Here is a 24,660-nt window from a genome sequence, read left to right on the forward strand (position 1 = left end):
GGTTTAAACCACATAGTTTATATACATGTGTATTTTGTGGCGCGTGTCTTTTTCAGAAATTGAAAGTAGGGTGAGGTCTATTCTATCTGGCGCCGAGGTCTCTAGAGTTAGCTACGAGGGGCCAAACCTCTGTATCTACGTGAAGAGGCCCTCCGAGACTCTCCTAGATATGGTCGGCGAGGTGGCCAAGACCCTTAAGAAGCGCGTAGTTTTGAGGACTGAGGCCTCCAGCAGACTGCCGGAGAAGAAGGCCTCCCAGATAATTAGGGAAATCGTCGGCGAAGTTGACGACATAGTTTTTGAAGAAAGCGGCGACGTCTATATCTACCTCGCTAAGCCGATGCGGGAAAAGGAGATAAGAGCTATCGCGCGAGAGGTTTTTGTAAGAACCGGCTGGAGGGCTGTGGTAGAGAGCGGGGTGCCTCGGGATAAGGTTAAGCTCCCCGCCCACGAGATCGTGGGGGTGCGTCAGATTTTCCACGGGGCCTACGCCCAGAGGAGGGAGCTTATGGAGCACTTGGCGAGGTATATACACCAAGAGCCAGTGGTTAAAGAGGGGGCTATAACTGTGACTTTTCTCGGAGCCGCGATGGAAGTAGGCCGTAGCGCAATATTAGTCAGCACCACCGAGAGCAACATACTGCTCGACTGCGGGCTGAAGCCCGGCCAATACGACGAGGACTTCCCCCTGCTCGACGCCGTAGATATCGATAGGCTAGACGCCGTTGTATTAACCCACGCCCATATGGACCACGTGGGCTGTCTCCCGTTTCTCTACAAGTACGGCTACAGAGGGCCTGTCTACATGACCGACCCTACTAAGTATCAAACGTTTATACTCCTCATGGACTACATAGAGCTGAAGGAGAGGGAGGGGCTGGAGCCGGCTTTCTCTAGGGCCGACGTGGAGTCCGTCATATACCACACTATAACGCTGGACTACGAAGAGGTCACAGACATAGCGCCAGACGTCAAACTCACTTTCTACGACGCGGGCCACGAGATTGGGTCGGCCATGGCACATCTACATATAGGCAACGGGAGGTATAACATCTTGTATACTGGGGATTTTAAATACGGCAAGACGAGACTTTTAAACCGCGCTGTGTCTAAGTTCAAGAGAGTCGAAATGCTCATAATGGAGTCTACCTACGGCGGTAGAGATGACGTGCAGCCGCCTAGGGTTGAGGCTGAGAACGCCTTGGCTAAACACGTGGCTGAGACCGTGTCGAGAGGCGGCAAGGTGTTGATCCCCGCCTTCAGCACGGGAAGGGGCCAGGAGATCCTCTACATCCTCAACAAAATGATCGAGGGGGGTTTGATCCCCAGGGTGCCCGTCTATGTAGATGGGATGATTGTAGAGACGCTCAACGCCTACCTCATGTACCCCCACTACCTAAACCCCGAGGTTGCCGAGGAGATCTACGGCGGGGTCAACCCCTTCACTACCTCTGGGAGCGTGGTCATAGTGGACCGCGCCAAACGGGTGGAGGATAGGATAAACCAAGTGGCTAAGATAGCCCAGAGCGAAGAGCCTGCCGTCATAATTGCGCCCCACGGCATGTTAAACGGCGGGCCTGTCGTGGACTACTTCTCACAGCTGGCGCACGACCCTAGGAATAAGCTTGTGTTTGTCTCCTACCAGGCGGAGGGGACGCTTGGTAGAAGGATATTAAACGGCGAGCGGGAGTTCACAATTAGAAGCCTAGTTGGCGGAGAGTCTAAAGTTGAGGTACGTATGGAGGTCGTATCTATACCTGGCTTCTCAGGCCATAGCGATAGGAGAGAGCTTATGAAATATGTAGAACATATAGAGCCTAAGCCTAAGAAAATAGTTTTAGTACACGGGGAGCCTTCTAAAATCATCAGCCTCGCCACGTCTATAGAACTGAAGTATAAGATAACTACAATTATACCAAAAGTTGGCGAGAGGATAAGAGCGTTGTGAGTTTAACAAAAAGAGTCGCCACGCTAGGCCCCTCCACAGACCGTCTCGCAGAGGAGGATTTTTACAAATTGTTAGACTTGGTAGACGGGGTACGTATAAATTTGGCACACGCCAGCCCCGGCGAGGTGGAGAGGAGGATAAACGCCGTTAGGGCATACGAAAGGGAGAGGGGGCGACCTCTGGCTGTTCTCGTAGATCTAAAGGGCCCTAGCGTTAGAGTAGGCAAAACGCCTCCCGTGGCAGTAGAGGTTGGGCAACACGTTGTGTTTAAACTAGGCGATAGATCCGATGGCAGTTATATACCTGTGCCGACCAGAGCCCTCTTCCAAGTGGTAGAGCGTGGAGATACCATCTTGATGTTAGACGGCAAGTTAAAACTTAGAGTGGTCAACGCCGGTGTAGATTTTGTAGAAGCCGTCGCCGAGTCTAGCGGCGTAGTAACAAGCGGCAAAGCCGTCGTCGTAGAGGGTAAAGACTATGACGTATCTCCCCCAGCTGAAGACGACGTGGAGATTTTAGACAAGATATCGCGTCTAAAAGACGACATTGACTACGTCTCTGTAAGTCTTGCAAAGAATTGTAAAGATGTAGACGCCGTGAGGACTTTGTTAAATGAATTGGGGTTTGAAAGCCAAATAGCTGTAAAAATTGAGACAAGAAGCGCTGTGAGAAATTTAGAAGGGCTTGTCTATTGTGGAGATTACATAGTGGTTGCAAGAGGAGACTTAGGCTTACACTATGGCTTAGATACGCTACCGATAGTCCAGAGAGAGATTATATACACATCTCTTTCATATGGTAAACCTGTCGCCGTGGCGACACAGTTGTTAGATTCTATGCAAAATTCGCCGACGCCAACTAGGGCTGAGGTAAATGATGTATACACCACAGCCTCTATGGGCGTAGATAGCCTATGGCTTACTAATGAGACAGCAAATGGTAGTTACCCAGTTGCCGCCGCCTTATGGCTTTCGAAAATTTTAGAAAAGGTGGAGTATAACATAGTTAAACTTCCATCTCCTGGAGATGTACGAGATAGATTTGCAAAAGGGCTTGTGGAAATGGCACATGATATCGGCGCCGTGATATTAGTCTATAGCATGAGCGGCACTTTGGCAAAGAGAATTGCGAAATTTAGGCCGCTTAATGTGGTGCACGTAGGTACGCCAGATGTAAAAACCGCCCGTATTCTCTCGCTCATATGGGCTTTACAACCGGTCTATATACCTGCCAATAGTTATGAAGATGGCCTAGAGAAGCTGATAGCTAGTAGGGGCTCTGCGCCTTTTGTAGCAACTTATGGAATTAGGGGAGGGGTCCATCTAGTGAAGGTGATGTTTTAGCGGTAGAAAATTATACTTGCATATCCCACGGTCTCCTCTCTGTAGCCGCTTGTATCTCCTGAGGTGGCGTGTTTAAGAAGTGTGACGTTTTTATAGCCTAGTTCTTTAGCTGCTACAATAAGCGCGCCTATTGGCCCAATGCCGCATATAGATATGTCAAATTTAGACGCCACTTCGAAAAGACCTGTCTCGTCTAGTTGAAGTATTTTCCCTATGGCCATCTCGTCTTTTTTAGTTGTTATGTCGTGATGCTCGTAGTGGTTAAAATCGCTACTTGCTATTATGTATGCCCTCCTTCCATATTCTCTTATGGCGTTGGCAAGCGCTTTGCCAAGCTCACGTGAAGTTGAAAGCGTCTGTCTCCAAATTGTTATAGGCACTATCTTCACGTCGCCAAAGAAATATTGTATAAAGGGTATCTGAACCTCTATTGAATGTTCTCTAGAAAACGCGTGGAAGTCGTCTTCTAGCTCTTTAAAATATCGCATTATTTTTTCCGCAAGTTCGCCGTCTATTTCAACACGTCCAAGAGGCGTCTCCCAGACACCGGATTTCATAATTGCCACAGGCGCTCCAATTCCATAGTGGTTGGGGCCTATGATTATAAAGACGTCTGGTTTTCCAAACCCTGCTAGAGCTGAATATACCCAAGCCGCCACAGGCCCCGAGTATATATAGCCGGCGTGTGGCGCAACGCCTCCCAAAGTCTCGGCGCCTAATTTAGGAATCTGCGGCGCCTTAGGTCCCAGTTCGTGTTTAATAGCCCACTCTAGCTGTTGTAGAAGTTTTTCGCGGTCTGACTCATAGAAATACCCAGCCACTGCGGGTTTTCTGACGCGCATTACTGTACAAGCCTAGTCTCAAACTCCTCGGGGGGCACTGGCAGATCTTGGTCTGGCTTCAGCTCTCCCCTTTCTCTCAACACTTGTCTGGCGAGGATCCAGAAAATTAACGCTAGACTTCTCCTCCCCTTGTTATTACACGGGATCATAAAGTCTATATATTGATGCGGCGTGTCGGTGTCTACCAACGCAATTATGGGGATCCCCATTTTAGCAGCTTCTGCAACTGCCTGCGCATCTAGCTTCGGGTCTACGACAAAGAGTAAGTCGATTTCTGTATAGTTTGGCAGATACGGGTTTGTAAGCGTCCCTGGTATAAACCTCCCAGTTAAAGCTCTACAGCCTACAAATTTACAAAACATCTGCACTGGCTTAAAGCCGTAGGGTCTTGTAGTATGTACAAGTACTCTATCTGGTTGGTATCTGGAGATAAATTTAGCGGCTATTCTAAGACGTTCATCTATCTTTTTGATGTCAAAAATCCTCAAGCCATCTGGCCTAACAGCATATATAAACCCCCTCTCCTCTAGGTATTTATTTGAGAGACGCGTGCCTAGTCTCACCCCAGCGCTTAAGTACTTCTCCAGCGGCACTAGATATTCATACTGCGTCTCTTCAGACATACAATGTGCGCCAACGGTGGGGGTTAAAAATATTTAGAGCTTCTGTCCAACTTAATACAGCTCCGTCGCTAGACCCTTGCCGCCGCTCCTAAATAAGACGTTGATTAACGGTGTGTGAGATAAATTCTTAGTTTTGTATTTCCTATTTTTAAAACGGCTTGTCTCCCCACGTTCTCCACTTTTATTAAACGCTCGTTATTGCCCTCTATTATATACGTCCCGTTGCTACTGCCGAGGTCTTCTACAACTACGCCGTTTGAAGTTACTATCAACCGCATATGTCTCCGCGACACTGCAGGATCTGGTATAACTACTTGATTTTCCACAGCTCTACCTACAGTTATTATAGCCCCAGGCGTATTGATTCTAAATTCAAACTTCCTCCCTATTAAAGATTCGATAGGGCTTTCTAACACTTCGACAATTGCAACCGCCGCTATACTCTCTCTAGGCGTTTGAGAAATCTTCTTTGTAGTTGCCTCCGGCTTATAAGCTCCACATATTCTACAGACTAAATCCTCGTCTCTATTTATCGTGCCGCAGACGGGACATTTCCAAGGCATTACACGTCTCTAACCACCTTGTTTAAAAAAGTGACTATCTCCTCGGCGCTGGGTCTTTTAGTTGGCTCTACCTCTAGCATTTTAAGCACAAGTTGGTCAAGCCACGTGGGGACTTCGGGATTATATGTACTAGGCGGCGGTATTTGATAGCCGTTTTCGACAAACACGTTTGGGTTTATCCCTGTCAACATCTCGTAGATTACACAGCCCAGGGAGTATATGTCTGAGGCAAACGACGCAAGTCCTTTCTTAACCTCAGGCGCTGCATATGCGGGAGACATATAACTACTATGTACATACCCTCCGCTTACTACCTTGGCTATACCCATATCTCCTATCTTCGCCGTCTTCCTGTCTTTTGTAAACATGATGTTCTCCGGCTTGATGTCTAGGTGTACTACATTGTGTCTATGCACGTCGCTAAGCCCCTGCGCCAATTGTCTAAACAACTCCACTACTTGCGTCACAGGTAGTTTCTTCCTAGTTCTCAACAAATCTCTTAGAGTCCCCCCCTCCATATATTCAAGCAGTATATAGGGCGGATTTTTCATGTATTGTACCACATCTCTATATCCCACCGCCGGCAGATAAACCTCATATGCTTTAACTACATAGTCAGACTTTATCTCTAGGTATCTCTGCATCTCTTGTCCAAATATACGGAGTATATTCTCGTCGCTTGCAAGCGGGTTTCCGTAGTCGTCTACATAACGGAGTATTTTAACTGCATATATAGACTTCTTGTGTCTAACTGCGAAAACATAGCTAAAGCCGCCCACTCCCAACAACCGCACTACTTTATACCTACCGCCGAGCCAAGAATAAAGCCACCCAGTTGGCGGCTGTTGGGAGAGATATAGCACTCTCTTGTATGTAAGTAAGTATGTTAAAACAAAGAGAGATGCGGGAAGGATAGGCAATACGTCCCCCAACGTAGTTAGGAGATATATGTTGAAGGCCGCCGAGGCGGCTATAAACACAGGCTGTGTATCTAACAACGCAAGGATTACGCCGACAAGCGGCGAAATAGGCGACGTATAGGTTGATAAAAGTGCAGAAGCGGGTAACAACAGTTGGTGTGCCCCCTCTAACCTAGGCGGTTTAAAAGAGTATACAGCTAGTAGAAATGCCGAAAGTCCTGTATATGTTCCATCTATAATGTAATATATATAGCTAAATTTCTCACTTAAGTAATAGTCTGTAAATAATACTATTTTTACAAATATAGTAACAATAAATAGTATTATTAAAATATTTCTAAATCTATCAAAGACCACTCTAAATACTACTATGGTTACAAGCAGAGAGTTTAGAAATATAGCTAATCTCTCTGTTGAGAGAAAAAATAAAAGGATTGCAAAGAGAGTCCACAACAGTGCGACGTAATGTCTATAGAGTCTCCAGCCTACTAATGCTATGAGAACTACGGGGACTGACCAGAGCTGGTTTAACACTAGCTCAAAAATAGGCCGGAGATATAAGTATACGTATAGTTTACGTATACGGTGTAGTAATATTTAATTGCTTCCATTCGGTATCTCACGGTGTTGTTTGATAAATATGGAAGGCCATTCCTGAAGTTGAGATATGTAGTGAATGATGAGTGTAACTACAACTGTGTTTTTTGCCATTTTGAAGGACAGACGCGCCGTCAGGGAGTTTATCTAACTGCAGAGGACTATGGTTTTGTCTCTACAGTTTTTAAATCTGTAGGAGTGACAGATTTTAAAATCACAGGAGGAGAGCCTCTGTTGAGACGCGACATAGATCTAGTTGTGGCAAATATAGCTAAGACAGGCGGTGTAGTTACACTTACCACAAATGGCTTTCTCCTAGAGAAATGGGCAGGGAGACTTAGCGCCGCGGGATTACGTAGAGTCAACGTTTCTATACATACGGTGGATCCTGAGAAATACTCAAAGATAACCGGGACGCCGCCCGGTTTCTTAAGAGCGGTTCTACGCGGGCTTTATGAAATTAAAACACGTGGGGTTTCTGTCAAGATAAATGCCGTAGTGTTGAGAGATATAAACACCGACAGGAGGAGTGTTAAAGAGTTGGTGAAACTAGCTGCGTCGCTAGACGCCTCTTTACAATTTATAGAGCTTATGCCAACGGGGCAGGGCGTGCAGATATTTAACCAACTGTATGAGCCGATTGAGACTGTCGCCAAGATTATCACAGAGTTAGGCGGGAGACCTCTAGGGCTGAGGAGAGAACTTCATAATAGACCTATCTATACGCTGGGGGGAGTGGCCATAGAGTTGATAAAGAACTATAACAACCCGGCGTTTTGTAGCGGCTGTACCACTATGAGACTTACAAGCGACGGTAAATTAAAGACGTGTATCTACGCAGAGCCCCGTGTCGATCTTATGCCATATATAAAGGCTAGAGACGTGGAGGGCTTGTTATATGCGGTAAAAACCGCCTTGGCTCAGAGAGAGCCTAGGTTTAAACTTTACTCTTCTTCATAATAGGGGATTTCTTCCTCTTCTTTCTTAACTTCTGCATATTGCTTAATAGATGTGATGAGCTCGGAAAACCTAGACTCCCAAGCTTTAGTCACTTGTTCTACCTCCTTATTCATAGACTCATAGTAGCTAAGCAGAAGTTTGCCAATTTCTGTCAACTCTGTCACCCCCCTCTCTTTGCCACCGCGGCGGGATTCAACAATAGGAGCTCCTAAGACATCTTCTAACTTCTTGATATATGTCCAGATAAATTTATACGAATATCCAAGCTTTCTCGCAGCGGCGGCAATAGAGCCCGTCTCTTCTACTGTTTTTAAAATCGTATATATCCCAGGGCCCAAAATCTCCTGTCCATCTTTGTCAACCCATATACGCATTTTTATTTTTACAACCACAAAACTTAGCTTGTTCCATTTAAAATACATTGAGGTCTAGAACAACCGTTTGCCGCATGTACCTAGGCCGGTGTGCCCCAAGGACTCTTCTCCAGCTCCAGCGCAGGGCTTGGAGCAATGCTCCCGCTGCCCCAGTAGTCGGAGACGTAACCACGTATCTAATTTTTCCAGGTGTCGTTAAGGACGTTGTAAGTGAGATAATTAAGCTGGCAAGAGAGCACAACGCCGCCGTCGTGGTAGACACGATGGAAGACGAGAGCTACCGAGAGCTGAAGGAGGGAAGCGGAGAGAAGAAGCACCTCCTAGACGGGCTTGGGCAGTTAAGGAGGAGGTTGAAGGAGTCGGTGCAGTGGTACGGCCCGCGTATCTAAAGGAGCGGCTCTACAGCACGATCTACCCCAAATGCGGAGCCAAGATGGCGGAGGAGAAAGGGCGCGTGACGCATTGCCCTACCTGCGGCTTCAGAGCGCACCGCGACAACGTGCCGTTGCTCTGGGCAAAGAGGAGGTACTGGGAGTTGATAGAAAAGACAAAACAACCCACTTTTCCCCCTCAGCTCACATTTAACCTCGTAAACTTCTTGTATTCATGAGCCACATCCCCGGCCCTGGGGCCCGGCCACCAGGGGGCAAAGCCAGCCCCCAACGACCCGAGCCCCCTCGCCCGCGGCCGCCGAAAGGCGTATCTGCGAGCGGGCCCCGCGCCCTCCCGGGGAGGGCCGGGAGCCACAAAGGGGGCATACGTACAACAGAAAAGTTTGTAATTATCTCCCATCTAGGAGCTACCGTATGTGTGAGATAGAGGCCCACTTGCCTAAGTAATCGCCTATTCTAATTAACTCGTTTAACTTTGCGGTTCTCTCGCCGCCCATAATTCCGGTTTTTATAATGTCTGCCCCAAACCCCACTGCTATATGGGCCAATGACCTATATTCAGTATCTCCAGAGCGGTGTGATACCACGATTCTCATGCCGTATCTTTTTGCGATTTCCACAGCTTGGTAGGCTCTGAGTAAAGTCCCCGTCTGGTCAGGCTTAATTATAACGCCTGTCGCCGCTTTTAACATACCGCCTTGTTTTATACGTTCTGAGTTTGTCACAAATAAGTCGTCTCCAACTATGAGCCTGTCTCTAAACCTGTCGGAGAGCTCGGCGAAAGATTGAAAGTCCTCCTCGTGGAAGGGATCCTCTACGTAAACTAGGTCGAATTCTTCTATCAGTTTTGTTATAAACTCCATCTGTTCTCTAGGCCCTCTCTCAACCCCCTCGTTTTTATACACATACTTTTTGCCATCCCAGAGACTCGATGCAGCGACGTCAACTCCCACCCCCACCTCTACGCCTAGCTCTTTCTCCACCTCTTTGGCGACTTCTCTCAATATCTTTAGCGCTGTATGCGACGATATTCGAGGTGTCCAAGCGCCTTCGTCGTTTTTACCTCCGGTAAAAGAGCTATCTACCTTAAGAATGTACTTAAGCGTCCTTTTGTGTATCTCTACGTTTGTATACACTGCGGTGAATATATCCGGGGGGTTTAGCGGTATTGTTAAAAACTCTTGTATATCGGGGCCCAGCCCTCTGCTGTGTCTACCACCGCCAATCACATTGCCTAGAGGCAGCGGCAACTTTCTTGTATATGCTCCGCCTATGAAAGAAAACAGGGGAACCCCCAGAGAAGCGGCCCCCGCCTCAGCGGCGGCAAATGATGTAGCTATAGCTACGGCACCCCCTATACGCTCAAATCTAGGAGTGCCGTCTACCTCCTCTAGCTTTCCATCTACCACATAGGCCTCAGATATGTCGAGTCCAACTATTTCAGGGGCTACTAGTTTTTCAAAAGCCGCCAAAGCAGCATCTACGCCGCCCTCTGGAAAATACGCTACTTCATGCGTACCTCTTGAGGCGCCGGCTGGTGCGGCGGCTCTTGTAATTACCACCTCGCCTGTTGTAGGATCTTCGGCTGTCAACTCTACCTCTACTGTGACGTCTCCACGTCCGGTGAAGACCTTCCTAATCCATACATCTTCTATCTGCATGTTCCTAGGAAAGTATACATATTTATACCCTATCCATGTCAGCCTCTTTAGAGACGCTAAGTTTCTGGCAGTTCCTTGTACAGTGTATAACCCCTTTCCAGCCCTGAAGGGCTAGGCCTCTGCTACTCCTGGCGAGTTTACGGCCGGAGACGTTGTGTATTAAAACGGTTATTCTGTTATGATAATTTTTTGTTGTGCCGTAAAGACCCGTCTGAAGCCTTCTTTTGTTATAACAACGACGTCAATACCCTCGCCGGAGCCTGGGTCGTTTCTAATAGCTGCTTTTACGGATCTTATGGCGAGATCTACTGCGTCTTCTAACGACATATCTTCTCTATATCCTACTTCGAGGGCTCCCTTAGCGTAGGGCGATCCGCTGCCTGTAGCTATATATCTTTCTCTAGTTACTGTGCCAAGCCAATCTACCATATAGAGGACGGCGCCTTCTTCTCTATCTACACCGCCTATTATTGAATGTACTAGGTAGATATAAGGCCGAGAGTAGAAAAGGATAAGAGACACGTAGTTTACCAAGGCACGTATTGGGATAGGCCTTTTATATTCTATTTTATATTCACGTGCGCGTAGGGTGAGAAAAGACAGTAAAGATTGTAGATCTGCAACGCCGCCGGACATAGTCGCGGCGACGTGGTCGTCTATTTTCCAAATTTTTTCGCCTTGTTTATGCGCTATGTAATACCCAGCGGTAACCCGTTTATCTGTGGCGAGGACAACTCCCTCTTTTACAGCTATGCCAACTGTAGTTGTCATTAGCCGCTAGTTGTCCGGTGTTAATAAATTTCTTTGCTTAGTAAAAATCTCGCCAAGTGTGTTAAAAATCGCCTAACAACAGCTATAGAGCCGGCGTTAGGCTTGGAGAAGTGTCTAGGCCCTAAGCTCTACCTCTTCTATAAATCTGACTTTTTTGACATTTGGGAATTTTGTGGAAATTTCAGAGGCGTATTGGAGAAGAATTCCCCCTATGCGTTCATATAACAATACCTCGGCGGGTAGATTCAGTACTAAGGTATCTCCGTCAAAAGACGCCTTTATTTTTTCTTCGGACACTCTTGGGAGATATAGCTTCAGGAGTGCAACGGCTTTTTCCTCGGCTGTTGTTAACTTTTTTACTACTCTCCCTCTTACTACGAAGGTTTTGCCAGCTAGCGGGTGGTTGAAGTCTAAGACAACGCGTCCACCCGATATAGAGACAACTCTCGCCCGTTGTCCTTCGAACTCTACCACGTCGCCAACACTTGGGACAATGCCGTGGCGATGGAAGTCTCTTATCGACACAACCTTTACTTTGTTGGGGTCTCTAACGCCATACGCCTTTTCAGGCGGGACCTCTACTTCAAAGTCTTGCCCCTCGTCTATACTTAGTAAAGTATTTTCCACGGGCTCCCACAGTGGCGTCTCGCCGAGGATCACCAGACGGGGGCTGTATACCTCCTCTGGTTTATATATGCCGGCTTCTTTTGCCACAGCTTCTTGCGACGTCTCTATAACTTTATTCTCGTCCTTTACTACTACTGTATAGTCAAGGAGTATATAATCGCCTTTAGCCAGAGGCATAGCCTATGCCGCAGATTCGGTTTTTTCCTGCGTTTTAAGCCTTTTCACAAGCCTAGTTATATATCCAGCGACTTTATTTCTCACAGTTTTGCTCGGTATGTCGGCTAACTGTGCTACGGCTTTTTTATTCTCCTCAAAGCTATCTGTGAATTTGTCTGGATACGTCTCGAGTAGTCTTCTAGCAAGAGATTTGATATACTTAGGTTTAACACGTCCCATAGCGCCAAAGCCAGTTGGGTGTATTTAAATATTCAGCACGCCATGAGTTCCCCATCTCTCGGACGAGGTGCATTACATCACACTACGAGCTCATGTATAGCTACTTATAGTTTTTGTCGCTTTTCTGATAAGCTCATGGCTTTGGGTGATAGGAGATTTGGTCGGGCTACGTCACATCTCTGTTGTATATACACCACAGCTTTGTATTTAACACTCTACTTCATCGGATCTCTGTATTTTGCACAACTGGATCTCCCCCATTTGTACGTTGTGTGGCGTGTTAGGGGTCTCTTCTGATACCGCGTAAAGAAACTATAAGAGCATATAGTTATCAAGACTTTTAACCCACTTCTTAGCCATCTATGTGGGCTTTTGCAGAGACTGTGAGGATTGCAGAGAAAGAGAGGGAGCGGGCGGCCCCCAAGGTCTTCAGAGACGGCTCTCTAGCTGTTTTTAAACTAGGTGTTTATCTGTGGTAGAGGAGGGCGGCGAGAGACAGAAGGAGAAAGCCGCAGAAGAAACAAGAGAAGAAAGAGTACGTCATAACGCGCACGGTCGCCATCTCCCAGCCCCCGTCTCAGCTAGCGTAAGATAAACCTCCTAAGGGAGCTTGAGGAGAAGTATAAGGAGCTCGTCGTCCAGCTCGTCAATTATGGCTTTGAACACAGGGTGACAAGCCACACCTCTCTTAGGAAGGCTCTGTATAATATGCTGAGGGAGAAGTACCCAACTCTTTCATCACATTACAACTAAAAGCCTTGCACTTTAGGGCGGGGATGGATTTAAGCCGGTGGACATATTTTTCTATGGCTGAGTTAGTGAAGACCGTGGAGGGGGGCGTGGGCGCCGCTTGACTCAAGTGCGAGATGGCCTTGGCAAGGGGCAGCCAATACTACTTGGAGCCGGGGTTTAAGGACTTCGGCGTGAGGATACGCCGGGAGGATAAAGTGGTCTAGAAGACAGGGCCGCCTAGAGGTCGTATACAAGCGGGGAGGCGGCTCGCCCACCTCCCCATAGAGGTCGGCGCCTGGCCGCCCGCCAGTAACCCCAGAGAGATGTGCGGCTTAGATAAAGTGGCTAAATCCACAAGAACGGCGGAGTCCACCGCGGCCTCTACAAGAAGTTCAACATCGTGCTAAACGCCGCGAGAGTCGGCCACAAGACGCCGAGGAAGATAGAAGCCTACTATCCCACGTCGAACGGATTAACTCCGGACAACGGCCGAGACCCCCACGGTGGAAACCCCGCCTAAGGGGAGGGGGCCATATCTACACAGCCGCTGCGGCTATCTGCATAAAGAGCTTCCTCGCGCTGAGGCGCAAGGGGAGGGCGAAGACCGAGAGGCCGGAGGTGAGGAGAGTCAGCATCTGGCTCGACGACCGCCTCTGGAAGCCGGAGGGCTACGCGGCGTTCTGGTCGTGAAGGTGAATCCGAGGGGCGCCCCCCTCTGCCCACGGTGCGGGAAGAAACTCGTGGGGGCAACGCCCCCGAGGCTCCTCCTCTGCCCCAACTGCGGGTGGAAAGGGGGAGGGACGTGGCAACCGTGATAGACATTGAGAAGAGGGCACTTGCGGAGGGCCGCGCGCCGCCCGGCCCCACGCCCGAGGTATCTTGGATGCCCATAAAGGCGTGGGCGAGGAGAAAGTCCCTAGGCGCAATAGCCTAGGGACAAGCGGCAAGTAAATGTTTAAAAACTTCCTTACTCTCGTGGCGCGATGGGTAAAAGGATACTTGTGCAGAGGAGGGGGAGAGGCGGCTCGCAGTTCAGATCTCCTAGTTGGAAGAGAGACGGCCCAGTTAGATATCCGCCTCTTAATTTAACTGTTGGGAGGGGCTATGTCGTAGAAATAATGCATGAGCCTGGTTTAAACGCCCCCGTGGCTAGAATAAGGCTTGAAAACGGCGTGGAATTTTTGAATTTTGCGGCTGAGGGGCTTTATGTTGGTCAAGAGATTGAAGTAGGTGACTTAGCAACTCCAAAGACAGGTAATATAGTAATCCTGGGGAGAGTCCCCGAGGGTACAATGGTTTTTAATGTTGAAAAGAGAGCTGGCGACGGCGGCAAATTTGCCAGAGCTGGGGGCACCTACGCTGTGGTAGTAGGCCAGAAGCCGGAGGAGAACAAGACTATAATTAGACTACCCAGCGGAAAAGTCGTAGAGGTAGATTCCAGAGGCAGAGCCACTGTTGGCATTGTCGCAGGAGGCGGCAGAATAGAAAAGCCGTTTCTCAAAGCTGGGAAGAAATATCATAGAGCTAAGGCAAAGGCGTGGAAGTATCCAACCGTCAGAGGAAAGGCTATGTCGCCATATGCGCATCCACACGGCGGCGGCTCACATCCAAAAGGCGGCACCCCTGTGCCAAAGACTGCGCCTCCAGGCCAGAAGGTGGGCTTCTACGGGTCTAGGTGTACTGGCCGCGGCTGTGTGAGAGCTAGAGCACAACAGAAATTATAATGGCGATAGATAAGAGGAAAAACGACCACATATATCTGGCCAGTTCTGAAATTTCTCAAGTGGGATCTCCCTGGTTTGACGAAGTTATCCTCTTACATAACGCATTGCCAGAGATAGATCTTTCTGAGGTTGACATTACGACGCGTTTTTTAGGTGTTAAAGTAAACGCGCCGTTTGGAATAGGCGCTATGACTGGCGGGACAGAGCTGGCGGGTAAGATAAACGCCGAGTTGGCAAAAATAGCAGAGGAGTTTGGGATACCGATTTATGTTGGATCTCAGAGAGTGGCCTTGATGAAGCCAGAAGTTAGGTGGACTTTTGAAGTAGTTAAGAAAAACGCACCCTCTGTGCCGAAAGTGGCAAACTTAGGCGCGCCGCAGTTAGCCGAGTTATCTGACGAAAAATTAGCCGAGTGGGTGTCTCAAGCAGTAGACATGATAGATGCATATGCCATAGCTATACATTTAAACGCCGCACAAGAGGTTATCCAGCCTGAGGGAGAGCCTCGTTTTAGAGGCGTATTTGAGAAGATAAAAGTCGTTAGAAAAGCGGCAGGCCGGCCGGTTATAGTAAAGGAGGTAGGCAATGGTATTTCAAAAGAGGTGGCTTCCCGTCTAGTTGAAGTTGCAGACGCTATAGATGTCGGAGGCTATGGCGGAACCTCTTTCATAGCTATTGAGGGCGCCAGAGCTGCAGAGTCTGGCTCGTCTATGCGTCGGAGAGTTGCAGAAGTATTTAAATCGTGGGGTATACCTACGGCGGCATCTATATGTGAGGCGAGGTCCGGCTACCGCGGTTATATAATTGCATCAGGGGGTATCAGAAGTGGTCTCGATGGCGCAAAGGCGCTTGCATTAGGCGCAGATTTTTTCACAATGTCACAGCCGTTTTTAAAGGCGGCTCTAGAAGGCAGGCTAAGAGAGGAGATAGAGACTGTGATTGCGGAGGTAAAGATTGCCATGTTTCTTACAGGCTCTCGTACAATTGAAGATCTTAAGTCGGCGCCACGGGTTTATGGCCCGCGGCTACGGAATTGGATAGAGCAGAGAAAGCTCGTTTGTTAAAATTTTAAACATAGAAACCTAACGCCATGTGTTCTGTCCAAAGTGTGGATCTCGAGAAATTGCGTTGTTACCCAGTAATGAATTTATATGTAAACGCTGTGGGCATAGGTGGCCTATACCGCAGGTGGACTATTCTTGGATTGAGCTAGATATAAAAAAGGCCAAGCTATTTGAGAAATATATCGACGCTCCTATTGAAAGCTGTGAGGAGCTTCTCACCCAATTGCTAAAGGAGCTTGATGAAAAAAACGCGCGACTTCTGGCAGCCAAAATTCTCATCCAGAGGGCCGAAAGACGTAAGTTGACAAAAGCTGAGCTGGCGAGATATTATGCAGATGCCGATAGGTGTTTTCAATGATTGTCGATATATCTAGAAAACCTGACGTATTTAGATATGCGAGAGCATCTGCCGAAGTTGTAGTAGATAGGTGTAATACGGCAGTTGCGGCACATGCTGCGAGATTTGCACATCGCTATCTTCCATTTCTACACCCTCTGCCTTTGTCTGTCTCGGCAAGTTGTAAAAATGGGAGATTATACGTCGAGGGTTCAACAGAGTGGCAGACGGGGGTCGAAATGGATGTGTTATTTGGCGTTTTAGTTGGTGCAGTGAGCTCTGGCGTAGAGACTATAAAAAACATCGTTGTAGAAGTTAAAACAAAAGGCGGTGGCTATGCCACCGTAGATATAACTCAGTTGGAGGAGTTGCCGCTTGTGAGAAACGGAGATGTTGTAGCGTCGGCGTATGGAGAGATGGAGCTAAAGAGCCTTGACTTAGTAAAAAAGCCAGTGGATAAAGGACATCCGATATATGCGGCACAAACCGCGGCTGCACTCAATGTAAAAAGGCTTTGTGAACTTATGGGCGGCCCTTGTCCATCTATCCAGTCTTTCAAAATAGACATAGATGTGAGAGATATACTTACTGCCGTCGCGACTGTGAAGTCTAGGGATGTGCCCCCTGGCCCCGAGGCGCTGTTTGCAGTAGGCGTGGCGTTTCTCACCATATGGGACATGGTTAAGAAGTGGGAAAAAGACGAAAGAGGACAGTACCCATATACGAAGATAAGAGTGGTATCACTTCGGTAAAAATATTTAACCTAGGCTATAGCTGGCTTAATGCTACCGCAGGAAGTGGAAAATATCTTAGATGTCGTAATTAGGCATAATACATGGAGACGTAAGGAGACGATAAATCTAATAGCTAGTGAAAATGTGATGTCGCCACTTGCGGAACTGGTATATATAAACGATCTGGCGGGTAGATACGCAGAGGGCATAGTTGGGAGTAGGTACTACCAGGGTGTAAGATATGTAGACATATTGGAAGACGCGCTTTCGAAAAAATTTGCAAATGTCTTAGGCGCGAGGTTTGTAGATGTGAGACCTATTTCAGGCACGATAGCTAACTTAGCGGCCTACTTTGCCTTAGTCCCCGAGGGCGGTACAGTGGCTTCGTTGCCTATAAAATACGGCGGCCATATAAGCCATAACACCGTAGGCGGGCTTAAGGCACTTAGACTTAAAGCGGTTGAACTACCTTGGGATTTGGAAAACTTTAACATAGACGTAGATGCGGCACGTAAGTTAATAGAGGAGAAACGGCCTAACTTAATAATACTAGGCGCCTCTCTATATCTATTTCCCCACCCGGTTAAAGAAATAGCAGAGGTTGCAAAAACCGTAGGGGCATATGTACTTCATGACTCTGCACATGTTTTTGGACTAATCATAGGCGGGGCTTTCCCCAATCCGTTGAGAGAAGGCGCGCATTTAACTACGGCGTCTACTCATAAGACATTTCCAGGCCCCCAAGGCGGGGTAATAGCCACTGTTCTTGATGAAGAGAAAAACTCACAGATACAGAGAGCGGTCTTTCCCACCTTTACCTCTAACTACCACCTCCATCGCTATGCCGCAACATATGTAACACTTGTAGAAATGGAGGTTTTTGGAAGAGAATATGCTACAAGAATTGTGGAAAACGCCAGAGCTCTGGCCGAGGCTCTTGCAGCAGAGGGAGTACCCCCAGTGGCCGAGAGACAGGGTTATACAAAAACGCATCAAGTTGCTGTAGATGTGTCTAAGTTCGGCGGAGGCGATAAAGTAGCAGCTCTGCTTGAGGAGGCAAACATCATAGTTAATAAAAACGCCTTACCTTGGGATAAAAGTGTGTTAAAACCCAGCGGCATTAGAATAGGCGTACAAGAGATGACAAGATTCGGCATGGGGAAAGACGAGATGAGAGAAATTGCGAGATTTATCGCGCGGGTATTACGCGGCGAAGACGTCAACAATATAAAACGTGATGTAGTTGAATTTAGAAAATCGTATCTAGAAATTAAATATGGATTCAAAATAAGTAGAGATATTGTAGATAAAATTTTCCACTCGTTAAATCTATATACATAACGTACGTCCCCCGTCTATTAAAATTAAAGAGCCTGTGATATAGCTAGCTTTTTCGGAGGCTAGGAAGGCCACTAGCTCTCCTATCTCTTCCGGCTTAGCTAATCTGCCCAGCGGGATCTCTCTTCCCATTTCTTCTAATACTTCATCGACGGTACGCCCCTCTCTTTGGGCTCTCGCGGCGGCTACCTCTCTCACGCGGTCTGTGTCTACATATCCCTGCATAATGCCGTTGACGAGGATATTGTATCTGCCTAGCTGATATGCTAGTGTTTTTACCAAACCTGCTAGAGAGATTCTAATTACATTAGAGAGTGTGAGCGTTGGAATCGGCTGTTTTAGCGTGCTAGATGTGATATATATTAATCTGCCTTGTCTTCTCTCAATCATATGGGGGAGGACATCTCTTGTTATCCACACAGCGCTCATCAATAGTAGTTTTACACCATAGTCCCAGTCCTCCTCTGTGAGTTCAAGAAAAGTCCCCGGCTTAGGCGGTCCTGTGTTGTAGACTAATACGTCTACTTTCCCAAAGTTCTTGATGGTCTCCTCTACTACTCGTTTTACATCTCCTCTATTTGTCAAATCTGCAGAAACGGGAATTACGGTAACTCCATATTTAGACGACAACTCGTTGGCTACATTTTTTAATTTCTCTGAGTCGCGGGCGGCGATAACTAAGTCAGAACCCTCTCTCGCGAGTACAGACGCAACGCCACGCCCTATCCCTCTACTCGCAGCGGTGACTATAGAGACCTTTCCTTTTAGTAGCATAAGACTTAGCTATAGCTTCATTTTAATACATTATGCTACTTGAGCTTGATAAAGATATAGCGTTTACACATATCTCTCAGAGGGCATGTGTCGCATTTAAGCTCTTTACAATATTTCACGCCAATGTCATAAGCCCCCCTCTCATATAGTATGGGGTCACCGCTTATTTTCCCCACGTGTCTAATCAAGCCGCGTATGCTCTCTAGTCTAAATACTACATCGCGACACCTAGACCCCCCCTCTCTAGCTTCACAGAGGATCCTCTTGGCAATCCTCGCTTTTATTCTCTCTGAAGTGAGAGTAGGTATATCTTCAAAAGCGCCTGATCTCAAAGTAACTAACGCCGTATACATATCTCCATGGAGTATATATTTTTTGTATTCAGGCGTATGGACAATCTTAAACGCCAGGGGTATATTTGTTTCATGTATAAAAATGCGTATGAAGAGTCTCGCTCCTCTACTAACGCGGCTGCCTCCCCGACCTTTAAAGATTATCTTTCTAACCTCATCTTCAAATTTAGACAGCCTCCGTTGTTTAGCTATCCAAGCATAAAGCGTGCTATGTTTATTGCTTACTATGTTTAGCGACCTCAAAAGATCCGAAATTGTCTCGTTTGAAATCTCTTTTTCTACACCGGCTTCTTCAAGTACCCTACGTAGTTTTGACGCAGAAATTACGTCATATATGTGTTTTTCAAACGCGGCCGATAGACTTCTTAGTTCATCATCTTTAAGCGCCTTATATCTACTTAGTAATGCTACAAGCATGACATATATTATCAATAGGTCAAGTCCTTTGATGTTAGATAGACTTGAGAAAAATGTATCGAAATCACCCTTATATGTGCGCGATATTGACTTTATCTGTTCTACCATAACACTATAGCTATATGGAAGATTTTCCACAACTCTATCACGTATAGACAAGCCATGTTCTACAATTCGCCTCCTAACATCTTCCGCAGTAGGCACGAGCGGCTTTTAAAAGCCATTATATAAACTACACTATCGCGCCCCCTCGCGGCGCCGAGCCCGCTCCCGCTGACGCCCTTGGGGCCGCGGGGGTAGGGGGGTCGGCGCGGTTGAACCATGACTTCCGGCCGACTCTCCGGGGCCGGACTGGCAGTTTGTAACGGCGTGAGAGATCCGAGGTTCATGAACAAGATGGCGATGGCCGTGGCGGACATGCCGAACATAGTCACTTTTTAAGTGCGTCGCGCGATTTGTCTGTGCCCTGTCTGGGATCTATAAACGATACAATAACGACCAGGGCAAAACAGAACAGGAATGTGTCAAACGCCACAATGTATTCAATCGGAGAAGTGAAGTCGCACGCAAGAAGCTTAGCCAACGTATCAGCAAATACAAAGAATACTGGGCAGAGTCAACACGGCGTTGCTCCATGACGACGAGCCCAACTACAAACAACAGTAGGCCCATACCTCCCTCGCCACATGCATAAAAAGCTAGACGCGGCTCGGCCCACTCACCCTTTCGACTCCTTCACACACCTACCTCACGTCGTCGCTGTAAGGCAATGAAGCAAGGGAGTAGAAAGAGAGTCTCTTCAACTAGCTTTCCTCCCCCACGCCCTTTATGCATATGAGCCAAACGTACAAGACGTAGAAAATCAGAATCCTTTGGAAACTCGTCGAAGAGCGGCCTCTCTTAAAAAGGCGTGGTGGTATGGGTGGGCATATTATTAATAAGAGACAAAAGTGTGGAGACATGGAAGATTTGATAGAGAAGGCCAAGGCTGTTATAAACAACGCCTATGCCCCATATTCAAACTTTAAAGTGGCGGCTGTAGTAAAGACAAAGAGTGGAAAGGTATATACAGGAGTTAACGTGGAAAATGCATCATATGGCTTGACTATATGTGCTGAACGTGTTGCTGTTTTTAAAGCGGTATCTGAAGGTGATAGAGATATTGACGTAGTCGTTGTATATACAGATACAGAGGAGCCCACGCCGCCTTGTGGAGCATGTAGACAGGTGATAGCAGAGTTCAATCCAGATGCGCTTATAGTAATGGCGAGCAAGACTAAGGTGATAACTGTGAGACTTAGCGAATTGTTGCCGAGACCATTTATAAAACGCTAGCTATTCCCCCCTTCTTCTTCTTCGCCCGGCAATTTAAGGAGGGAAATCCGCCTTGGTTTTTTCTCCGCCTCTATGGGCTGTTGTAACTTATCTTTATACATTTCTATCAATTTGTTTACCACTTCTAATATGGCTTTTGCAGTCTCGTTTTCACTCGCGAGAAATTCGTGAAGTCTACCGCTGTCAAGATATTGGGAAAGATCGGGGTCTATTGGTATCCCTCCTAGAAATGGTACGCCGGAGCTTTCAGCTATTTTTCTACCGGCGTCTTTTCCAAAGATATAATACAACTTTCCATTGTCTGGGCATTTGAAACAACACATATTCTCGACAACGCCGGCCACCTTGATGTTTAATTTACGTGAAAAGTCTATTGCTTTTAACACGATTCTCCTAGAGATATCTGTCGGAATTGTAACTACTACACTGCCATCTAACCCCCCTTGTAGACTCTGGGCTATTGTAAGTGGGGCGTCTCCAGTACCAGGCGGGAGGTCTACTACTAAGACATCTAGAGAACCCCAATCAACCTGTGCTATAAAATCCCGTAGTGCTTGATTAACAAGAGGCGCTCTCCATATGACGGCCGTATCGTCGCTAGGCAGAGCAAATTCGATAGAAACGACTTTAATGCCTAGAGGGCCTGTCACAGGGATTATCTTTCCGCTTTTCTCATTTACATATAATATACTGTTTGATACGCCGAGCATTTTAGGAACGGTAGGCCCATAAACATCGCCATCTAATATGCCCACTTTATACCCCCTCATGGCAAAACCCAGGGCTAGGGATGTAGTTACAAACGATTTGCCGACGCCGCCTTTGCCAGATATTGTAATGAGCTTGAGTTTTACCCCTTTTAAAACTTCGGCGAGAGATCCCGGCGCAGTTGCTTGCCCTTTAACGCTAATTTTTACAGACACGGCGTCTAATGTGTATGGAATTTATAAATCTGCTATTAGAGAAAAAATGTTTCATTAAAGAGAGATATGGGGCCTATGTTAGAAGTTCTGCCGACCACAACTGGAGTCCTCTACGTATTAACGAGATCCCGATGGCTACGCTGATAATTAACATTATTTTTTCCAGTACTCTGACTCCGAGCATGCCTAAGATTTTTAGTATAAATTCCGATATATAGAGCGTAAATAGGGTGAGCACCGAGACTGTGAAGATTACAAATAGCGTGGGGAAGACGCCCATATATTTAGACAGCAGTAGCACATATGATATAGACGCCGGCCCCGCTAGAAACGGGACTGCCAGAGGCACTATTGCTACTTCTAGGCCATTCGACGAAATAGTCTGTTCATAAGGCCGCAATAGTTGATACAGAGAAAAAGCCGTTAGTATAAGCCCACTGGCGATAACAAAATCGCCAAGTCTTACGCCAAAATAGCCGAATATCTCAATGCCGAAGGTTGCGAAAAGTACAAGAACAGAGGCGGCGACTAATACAGAGAGTATAAGCACTCTACGTTTACGTGTTTTATCTAACTTAGCAGTAAGGGCAACAAAGAGAGGCACATTACCGATGGGATCTACAACTACATAAAGCGCGACTATTGTCGTGAGGAAGTCAAGTGGTGTTAAGTCAGCACCCAGATTTATCATTCACATAATCAGCGATGACGGGCCCTCTCCATGTTATACACTTTTTACTTTGCCCAATTGTATTTCCTCCAACGTTTAGTTCTACCCCAACCGCATGCAGCACAATATTTTTTCGATACGTTATATGAGTGTCTGCCGCAACGCGGACATCTTATGTGAGTTTTCCCCTTGCTATGTTTCCCCATTGACGGTGTGCCTTTCATGACACAGGCGATATGAAGAGCACGTTCTCCCCTCTTATAACAATAGTCCCCCGCTTGTATACATTTCCATTTATTATCTCTTCTGCATCGTCTAGGAGTAAGTTTACATGTTGGTCAAACGAGCGGAGTATGCCTCTTATCTCATGACTATCTCTTAGTTTTACTAACACTTGCTTGCCAATGGCATCTTGTAACGTGGCGCCTAGAGTTGCGAAACATTTAGAGACGTCCGAAGCCATGGGCGTGCACTGGAGTAAGTATATAAAGTTTTACGCCTTTACAAGATTTATATTAGCGCCCAGAGAGATTTTAGGGCTGTGTATTTATGCTGGGCAAGTATAACTGTCGCGTCCTCGCTTGCGCGGGCCCCTTTTGCGCATTTACTATCAGCCTAGCTCTGGCATGGAGCCAGACGGTCGCGGCTCTGCTCGAGGGGACAAAGCCTATTCGATCCGCAGAACGCGTTTATTTAACTTCTTTGTATAAATACAGACAACCGTCTGCCGTCCGTCCCTACGCCTAGGGACTTTCTCCTCGCCCACGCCTTCATGGGTATCCAAGATACCTCGGGTACGTCCCTCCCCCTTTTCCACCCGCAGTTGGGGCAGAGGAGGAGCCTCGGGGGCGTTGCCCCCACGAGTTTCTTTCCGCACCGTGGGCAGAGGGAGGGGGCACCCCTCGGATTCACCTTCACGACCAGAACGCCGCGCTCCCTCGCCTTTTGTATAATTTCCCTAAGCATACTTCTAGCCGCTGCATAGGCCAGAGCCCAACCAAAGGCTGTGGAGGCCAGAGTAATGGCGGCGCCTAGTTTAGCCGTTGTGTAGGGGCCGGTTATGACTGCAAGCGTCTTTATGCCAGATTTCATATCGCCCTCATAATCTATTGCCGTTTTTACAACCCCAGTCCGAGTGATGGTGTTTTCTGTTGTAATTTTTAAACACCGACAAACATCGGAAAATGTGGATGACGTATTGTTAGAACAGGTTTTCAAAGACCTTATGTCGAGAGGATTTAAGATACTGGAGAGACTTAACGACAGAATGTTTATCGCCGAGAAGAAGAGTAAATATCTTTTCTATGTTATGGTAGAGGGGATTGAAGTAACCACGCAGACTTTACTGAGTTTTATAAATATGGGAGAGACTCTTTCTATGGATACAGTTTTGGCGTTAGTAAGCAACGATGGCACTGTCACATATTACTTCGTCAGAAAAATTAGACTACCGCGTAATGTCTATGCTGAGGGTGTTTGAACGTCTTGTGGAAATATCCAGAAGTAAGGGAATTCGCTTTGTTCTCCATTTTACTAAATGTCGCGGTAAGGTTGGTATAGATAGAGAAATCAAGGCGCTTGATGAAGAGGGGAGGCCGGCGCCATGGGGCAGAATATTTCCAGGGATTACGCCGCAAAATATATTGCACCAGTGTATACTTAAGAAAGTCGAAGTTTACAAAGGCTCTCAATTACTCGGCGAGTATAACACTATTGAAGAGGCTCTTTCCGCTTTGACATAGACTGTTAACAAGCCTAGGGCGGCGGAGGTTGTTGTGTAGTTTTCTCTAGAGTTTCTCTAACTCTAATGGCGTAGCCCCTCTTAAGTGTTAACTCCTTGATACTGTAGATTAACCTCCCCACAGCTATAATAGATCCGCTTGGATCTACTACCGCTACTTCTCCATTGGCTCTTACATCAGGCGTTATAGAAATTATATACTTTGCAGGCACGTTTCTCCCCATTGCAACATATTTTGCCGCTTCGGAATCTACTACGGCTTTTCTCTCTAAAAACATTGCCCCGTGGATTGTCGGGAGGAGGTAGCCATCGTTATTTCTTAGGACAAACGCCAGTTTCCCATCTATATAAACGCGTCTAATTCGCCCATCTTTATTCCGCTCTATTTCAACCACATGTTGTTGTAGTTTTTCTGCCGCTTCTCTTCCATAGAGATAGGCGATTATGTTTGTGATACCCCTCATACGTCGTATAGGGAAGTTTTAAATAAATTATAAAAGG

29 protein-coding genes and 1 pseudogene are annotated in these 24,660 nt (G+C 47.0%); 13 read left to right on the top strand and 17 right to left on the bottom strand.

All coding sequences use genetic code 11. The features are described from left to right. The first annotated feature begins 43 nt into the window (after positions 1-43). Positions 44-1,948, top strand: coding sequence for a beta-CASP ribonuclease aCPSF1 (locus tag ACZ49R_RS03770; protein WP_464733808.1), 1,905 nt, complete (start codon positions 44-46; stop codon positions 1,946-1,948). Further along, positions 1,945-3,291, top strand: a complete 1,347-nt coding sequence (gene pyk / locus ACZ49R_RS03775) for a pyruvate kinase (RefSeq protein ID WP_464733809.1) — start codon at positions 1,945-1,947, stop codon at positions 3,289-3,291. The genes ACZ49R_RS03770 and pyk overlap by 4 nt, the downstream gene beginning before the upstream one ends. Here the strand turns inward: pyk and amrB are convergent. The 4 genes from amrB to ACZ49R_RS03795 all read right to left on the bottom strand — a co-directional run bounded on the left by amrB (position 3,288) and on the right by ACZ49R_RS03795 (position 6,773). Beyond that, positions 3,288-4,133: an AmmeMemoRadiSam system protein B gene (gene amrB / locus ACZ49R_RS03780; RefSeq protein WP_011762851.1), complete on the bottom strand. Its 846-nt coding sequence runs from the start codon at positions 4,131-4,133 to the stop codon at positions 3,288-3,290. The genes pyk and amrB overlap by 4 nt on opposite strands. Then, on the bottom strand, positions 4,133-4,756 hold the full coding sequence (gene rpsB / locus ACZ49R_RS03785; RefSeq protein ID WP_464733810.1) for a 30S ribosomal protein S2: 624 nt from the start codon (positions 4,754-4,756) through the stop codon (positions 4,133-4,135). The genes amrB and rpsB overlap by 1 nt, the downstream gene beginning before the upstream one ends. A gap of 104 nt (positions 4,757-4,860) precedes the next feature. Next, positions 4,861-5,319 (bottom strand): FHA domain-containing protein, encoded by a 459-nt coding sequence (locus ACZ49R_RS03790; protein ID WP_464733811.1) that lies wholly within the window; start codon positions 5,317-5,319, stop codon positions 4,861-4,863. Then, positions 5,319-6,773 (bottom strand): serine/threonine-protein kinase, encoded by a 1,455-nt coding sequence (locus ACZ49R_RS03795; protein WP_464733812.1) that lies wholly within the window; start codon positions 6,771-6,773, stop codon positions 5,319-5,321. The genes ACZ49R_RS03790 and ACZ49R_RS03795 overlap by 1 nt, the downstream gene beginning before the upstream one ends. A 90-nt stretch (positions 6,774-6,863) precedes the next feature. Here ACZ49R_RS03795 and moaA point away from each other — a divergent pair, with 90 nt between their 5' ends. Then, positions 6,864-7,796: a GTP 3',8-cyclase MoaA gene (gene moaA, locus ACZ49R_RS03800; protein ID WP_464733813.1), complete on the top strand. Its 933-nt coding sequence runs from the start codon at positions 6,864-6,866 to the stop codon at positions 7,794-7,796. Here the strand turns inward: moaA and ACZ49R_RS03805 are convergent. Further along, on the bottom strand, positions 7,781-8,188 hold the full coding sequence (locus ACZ49R_RS03805; RefSeq protein WP_053240364.1) for a winged helix-turn-helix domain-containing protein: 408 nt from the start codon (positions 8,186-8,188) through the stop codon (positions 7,781-7,783). The two genes, moaA and ACZ49R_RS03805, sit on opposite strands and share 16 nt — an antisense overlap. 191 nt (positions 8,189-8,379) lie before the next feature. Here ACZ49R_RS03805 and ACZ49R_RS03810 point away from each other — a divergent pair. Continuing rightward, positions 8,380-8,780, top strand: a pseudogene (locus ACZ49R_RS03810) (zinc ribbon domain-containing protein); the annotation flags it as partial. A 189-nt stretch (positions 8,781-8,969) separates the two neighbouring features. On the opposite strand, the gene eno reads toward ACZ49R_RS03810, so the two are convergent. From eno to ACZ49R_RS03830, 4 genes are all read right to left on the bottom strand, one after another. Then, a complete protein-coding gene (gene eno / locus ACZ49R_RS03815; protein ID WP_464733814.1) occupies positions 8,970-10,223 on the bottom strand; it encodes a phosphopyruvate hydratase in 1,254 nt (417 codons plus the stop codon). A gap of 168 nt (positions 10,224-10,391) precedes the next feature. Next, a complete protein-coding gene (locus ACZ49R_RS03820) occupies positions 10,392-10,994 on the bottom strand; it encodes an archaeal proteasome endopeptidase complex subunit beta (RefSeq protein WP_011762844.1) in 603 nt (200 codons plus the stop codon). A 114-nt stretch (positions 10,995-11,108) separates the two neighbouring features. After that, complete coding sequence (locus ACZ49R_RS03825; protein ID WP_011762843.1) at positions 11,109-11,798, bottom strand: peptidylprolyl isomerase; 690 nt, start codon at positions 11,796-11,798, stop codon at positions 11,109-11,111. Positions 11,799-11,801: 3 nt separating this feature from the next. After that, the gene (locus ACZ49R_RS03830; RefSeq protein WP_011762842.1) at positions 11,802-12,017 is read right to left on the bottom strand and encodes a 30S ribosomal protein S17e; all 216 of its coding nucleotides are present in this window, start codon (positions 12,015-12,017) and stop codon (positions 11,802-11,804) included. A gap of 1,456 nt (positions 12,018-13,473) precedes the next feature. Between ACZ49R_RS03830 and ACZ49R_RS03835 the strand changes: the two genes are divergently transcribed. From ACZ49R_RS03835 to glyA, 6 genes are read left to right on the top strand one after another with little or no spacing between them, the layout of a single operon-like run. Beyond that, positions 13,474-13,683: a hypothetical protein gene (locus ACZ49R_RS03835; RefSeq protein WP_464733815.1), complete on the top strand. Its 210-nt coding sequence runs from the start codon at positions 13,474-13,476 to the stop codon at positions 13,681-13,683. Positions 13,684-13,732: 49 nt separating this feature from the next. Then, positions 13,733-14,473: a 50S ribosomal protein L2 gene (locus tag ACZ49R_RS03840; protein ID WP_464733816.1), complete on the top strand. Its 741-nt coding sequence runs from the start codon at positions 13,733-13,735 to the stop codon at positions 14,471-14,473. Further along, positions 14,473-15,537: a type 2 isopentenyl-diphosphate Delta-isomerase gene (gene fni / locus ACZ49R_RS03845; RefSeq protein WP_011762840.1), complete on the top strand. Its 1,065-nt coding sequence runs from the start codon at positions 14,473-14,475 to the stop codon at positions 15,535-15,537. The genes ACZ49R_RS03840 and fni overlap by 1 nt, the downstream gene beginning before the upstream one ends. Positions 15,538-15,565: 28 nt before the next feature. After that, positions 15,566-15,895: a TFIIB-type zinc ribbon-containing protein gene (locus tag ACZ49R_RS03850; RefSeq protein ID WP_011762839.1), complete on the top strand. Its 330-nt coding sequence runs from the start codon at positions 15,566-15,568 to the stop codon at positions 15,893-15,895. Beyond that, complete coding sequence (locus ACZ49R_RS03855; protein ID WP_464733817.1) at positions 15,892-16,626, top strand: cyclic pyranopterin monophosphate synthase MoaC; 735 nt, start codon at positions 15,892-15,894, stop codon at positions 16,624-16,626. Before ACZ49R_RS03850 ends, ACZ49R_RS03855 begins: the two co-directional genes overlap by 4 nt. A 30-nt stretch (positions 16,627-16,656) precedes the next feature. Next, positions 16,657-17,949, top strand: coding sequence for a serine hydroxymethyltransferase (gene glyA / locus ACZ49R_RS03860; protein WP_464733818.1), 1,293 nt, complete (start codon positions 16,657-16,659; stop codon positions 17,947-17,949). Here the strand turns inward: glyA and ACZ49R_RS03865 are convergent. Both ACZ49R_RS03865 and ACZ49R_RS03870 read right to left on the bottom strand, forming a co-directional pair. Further along, positions 17,938-18,720 carry an SDR family oxidoreductase gene (locus ACZ49R_RS03865; RefSeq protein WP_011762836.1) on the bottom strand — a complete coding sequence of 261 codons (783 nt, stop codon included), beginning with the start codon at positions 18,718-18,720 and terminating at the stop codon, positions 17,938-17,940. The genes glyA and ACZ49R_RS03865 overlap by 12 nt on opposite strands. A 35-nt stretch (positions 18,721-18,755) precedes the next feature. Further along, positions 18,756-19,694 carry a hypothetical protein gene (locus ACZ49R_RS03870; RefSeq protein WP_464733819.1) on the bottom strand — a complete coding sequence of 313 codons (939 nt, stop codon included), beginning with the start codon at positions 19,692-19,694 and terminating at the stop codon, positions 18,756-18,758. A 756-nt stretch (positions 19,695-20,450) separates the two neighbouring features. On the opposite strand from ACZ49R_RS03870, the gene cdd reads away from it, so the two are divergent. Further along, positions 20,451-20,825, top strand: a complete 375-nt coding sequence (gene cdd / locus ACZ49R_RS03875; protein WP_464733820.1) for a cytidine deaminase — start codon at positions 20,451-20,453, stop codon at positions 20,823-20,825. Here cdd and ACZ49R_RS03880 read toward each other — a convergent pair. From ACZ49R_RS03880 to ACZ49R_RS03900, 5 genes are all read right to left on the bottom strand, one after another. Then, on the bottom strand, positions 20,822-21,748 hold the full coding sequence (locus ACZ49R_RS03880) for an Mrp/NBP35 family ATP-binding protein (RefSeq protein WP_464733821.1): 927 nt from the start codon (positions 21,746-21,748) through the stop codon (positions 20,822-20,824). The two genes, cdd and ACZ49R_RS03880, sit on opposite strands and share 4 nt — an antisense overlap. 73 nt (positions 21,749-21,821) lie before the next feature. Beyond that, positions 21,822-22,439 (bottom strand): MarC family protein, encoded by a 618-nt coding sequence (locus tag ACZ49R_RS03885; protein WP_464733822.1) that lies wholly within the window; start codon positions 22,437-22,439, stop codon positions 21,822-21,824. 44 nt (positions 22,440-22,483) lie between these two features. Further along, the gene (locus ACZ49R_RS03890) at positions 22,484-22,642 is read right to left on the bottom strand and encodes a 50S ribosomal protein L37e (RefSeq protein ID WP_011762829.1); all 159 of its coding nucleotides are present in this window, start codon (positions 22,640-22,642) and stop codon (positions 22,484-22,486) included. Further along, on the bottom strand, positions 22,639-22,881 hold the full coding sequence (locus ACZ49R_RS03895; RefSeq protein WP_464733823.1) for an LSm family protein: 243 nt from the start codon (positions 22,879-22,881) through the stop codon (positions 22,639-22,641). Before ACZ49R_RS03895 ends, ACZ49R_RS03890 begins: the two co-directional genes overlap by 4 nt. Positions 22,882-23,111: 230 nt before the next feature. Continuing rightward, a complete protein-coding gene (locus ACZ49R_RS03900) occupies positions 23,112-23,510 on the bottom strand; it encodes a zinc ribbon domain-containing protein (RefSeq protein ID WP_464733824.1) in 399 nt (132 codons plus the stop codon). Between the two features lie 94 nt (positions 23,511-23,604). Between ACZ49R_RS03900 and ACZ49R_RS03905 the strand changes: the two genes are divergently transcribed. Continuing rightward, positions 23,605-23,898 carry a tRNA-intron endonuclease family protein gene (locus ACZ49R_RS03905; RefSeq protein ID WP_053240550.1) on the top strand — a complete coding sequence of 98 codons (294 nt, stop codon included), beginning with the start codon at positions 23,605-23,607 and terminating at the stop codon, positions 23,896-23,898. Then, positions 23,882-24,160 carry a hypothetical protein gene (locus ACZ49R_RS03910; protein ID WP_053240359.1) on the top strand — a complete coding sequence of 93 codons (279 nt, stop codon included), beginning with the start codon at positions 23,882-23,884 and terminating at the stop codon, positions 24,158-24,160. Before ACZ49R_RS03905 ends, ACZ49R_RS03910 begins: the two co-directional genes overlap by 17 nt. A gap of 13 nt (positions 24,161-24,173) precedes the next feature. Here the strand turns inward: ACZ49R_RS03910 and ACZ49R_RS03915 are convergent, their stop codons facing one another. Next, positions 24,174-24,623, bottom strand: coding sequence for a PUA domain-containing protein (locus tag ACZ49R_RS03915; RefSeq protein WP_464733825.1), 450 nt, complete (start codon positions 24,621-24,623; stop codon positions 24,174-24,176). Between the last annotated feature and the right edge of the window lie 37 nt (positions 24,624-24,660).

This window comes from Pyrobaculum organotrophum (assembly GCF_055384425.1).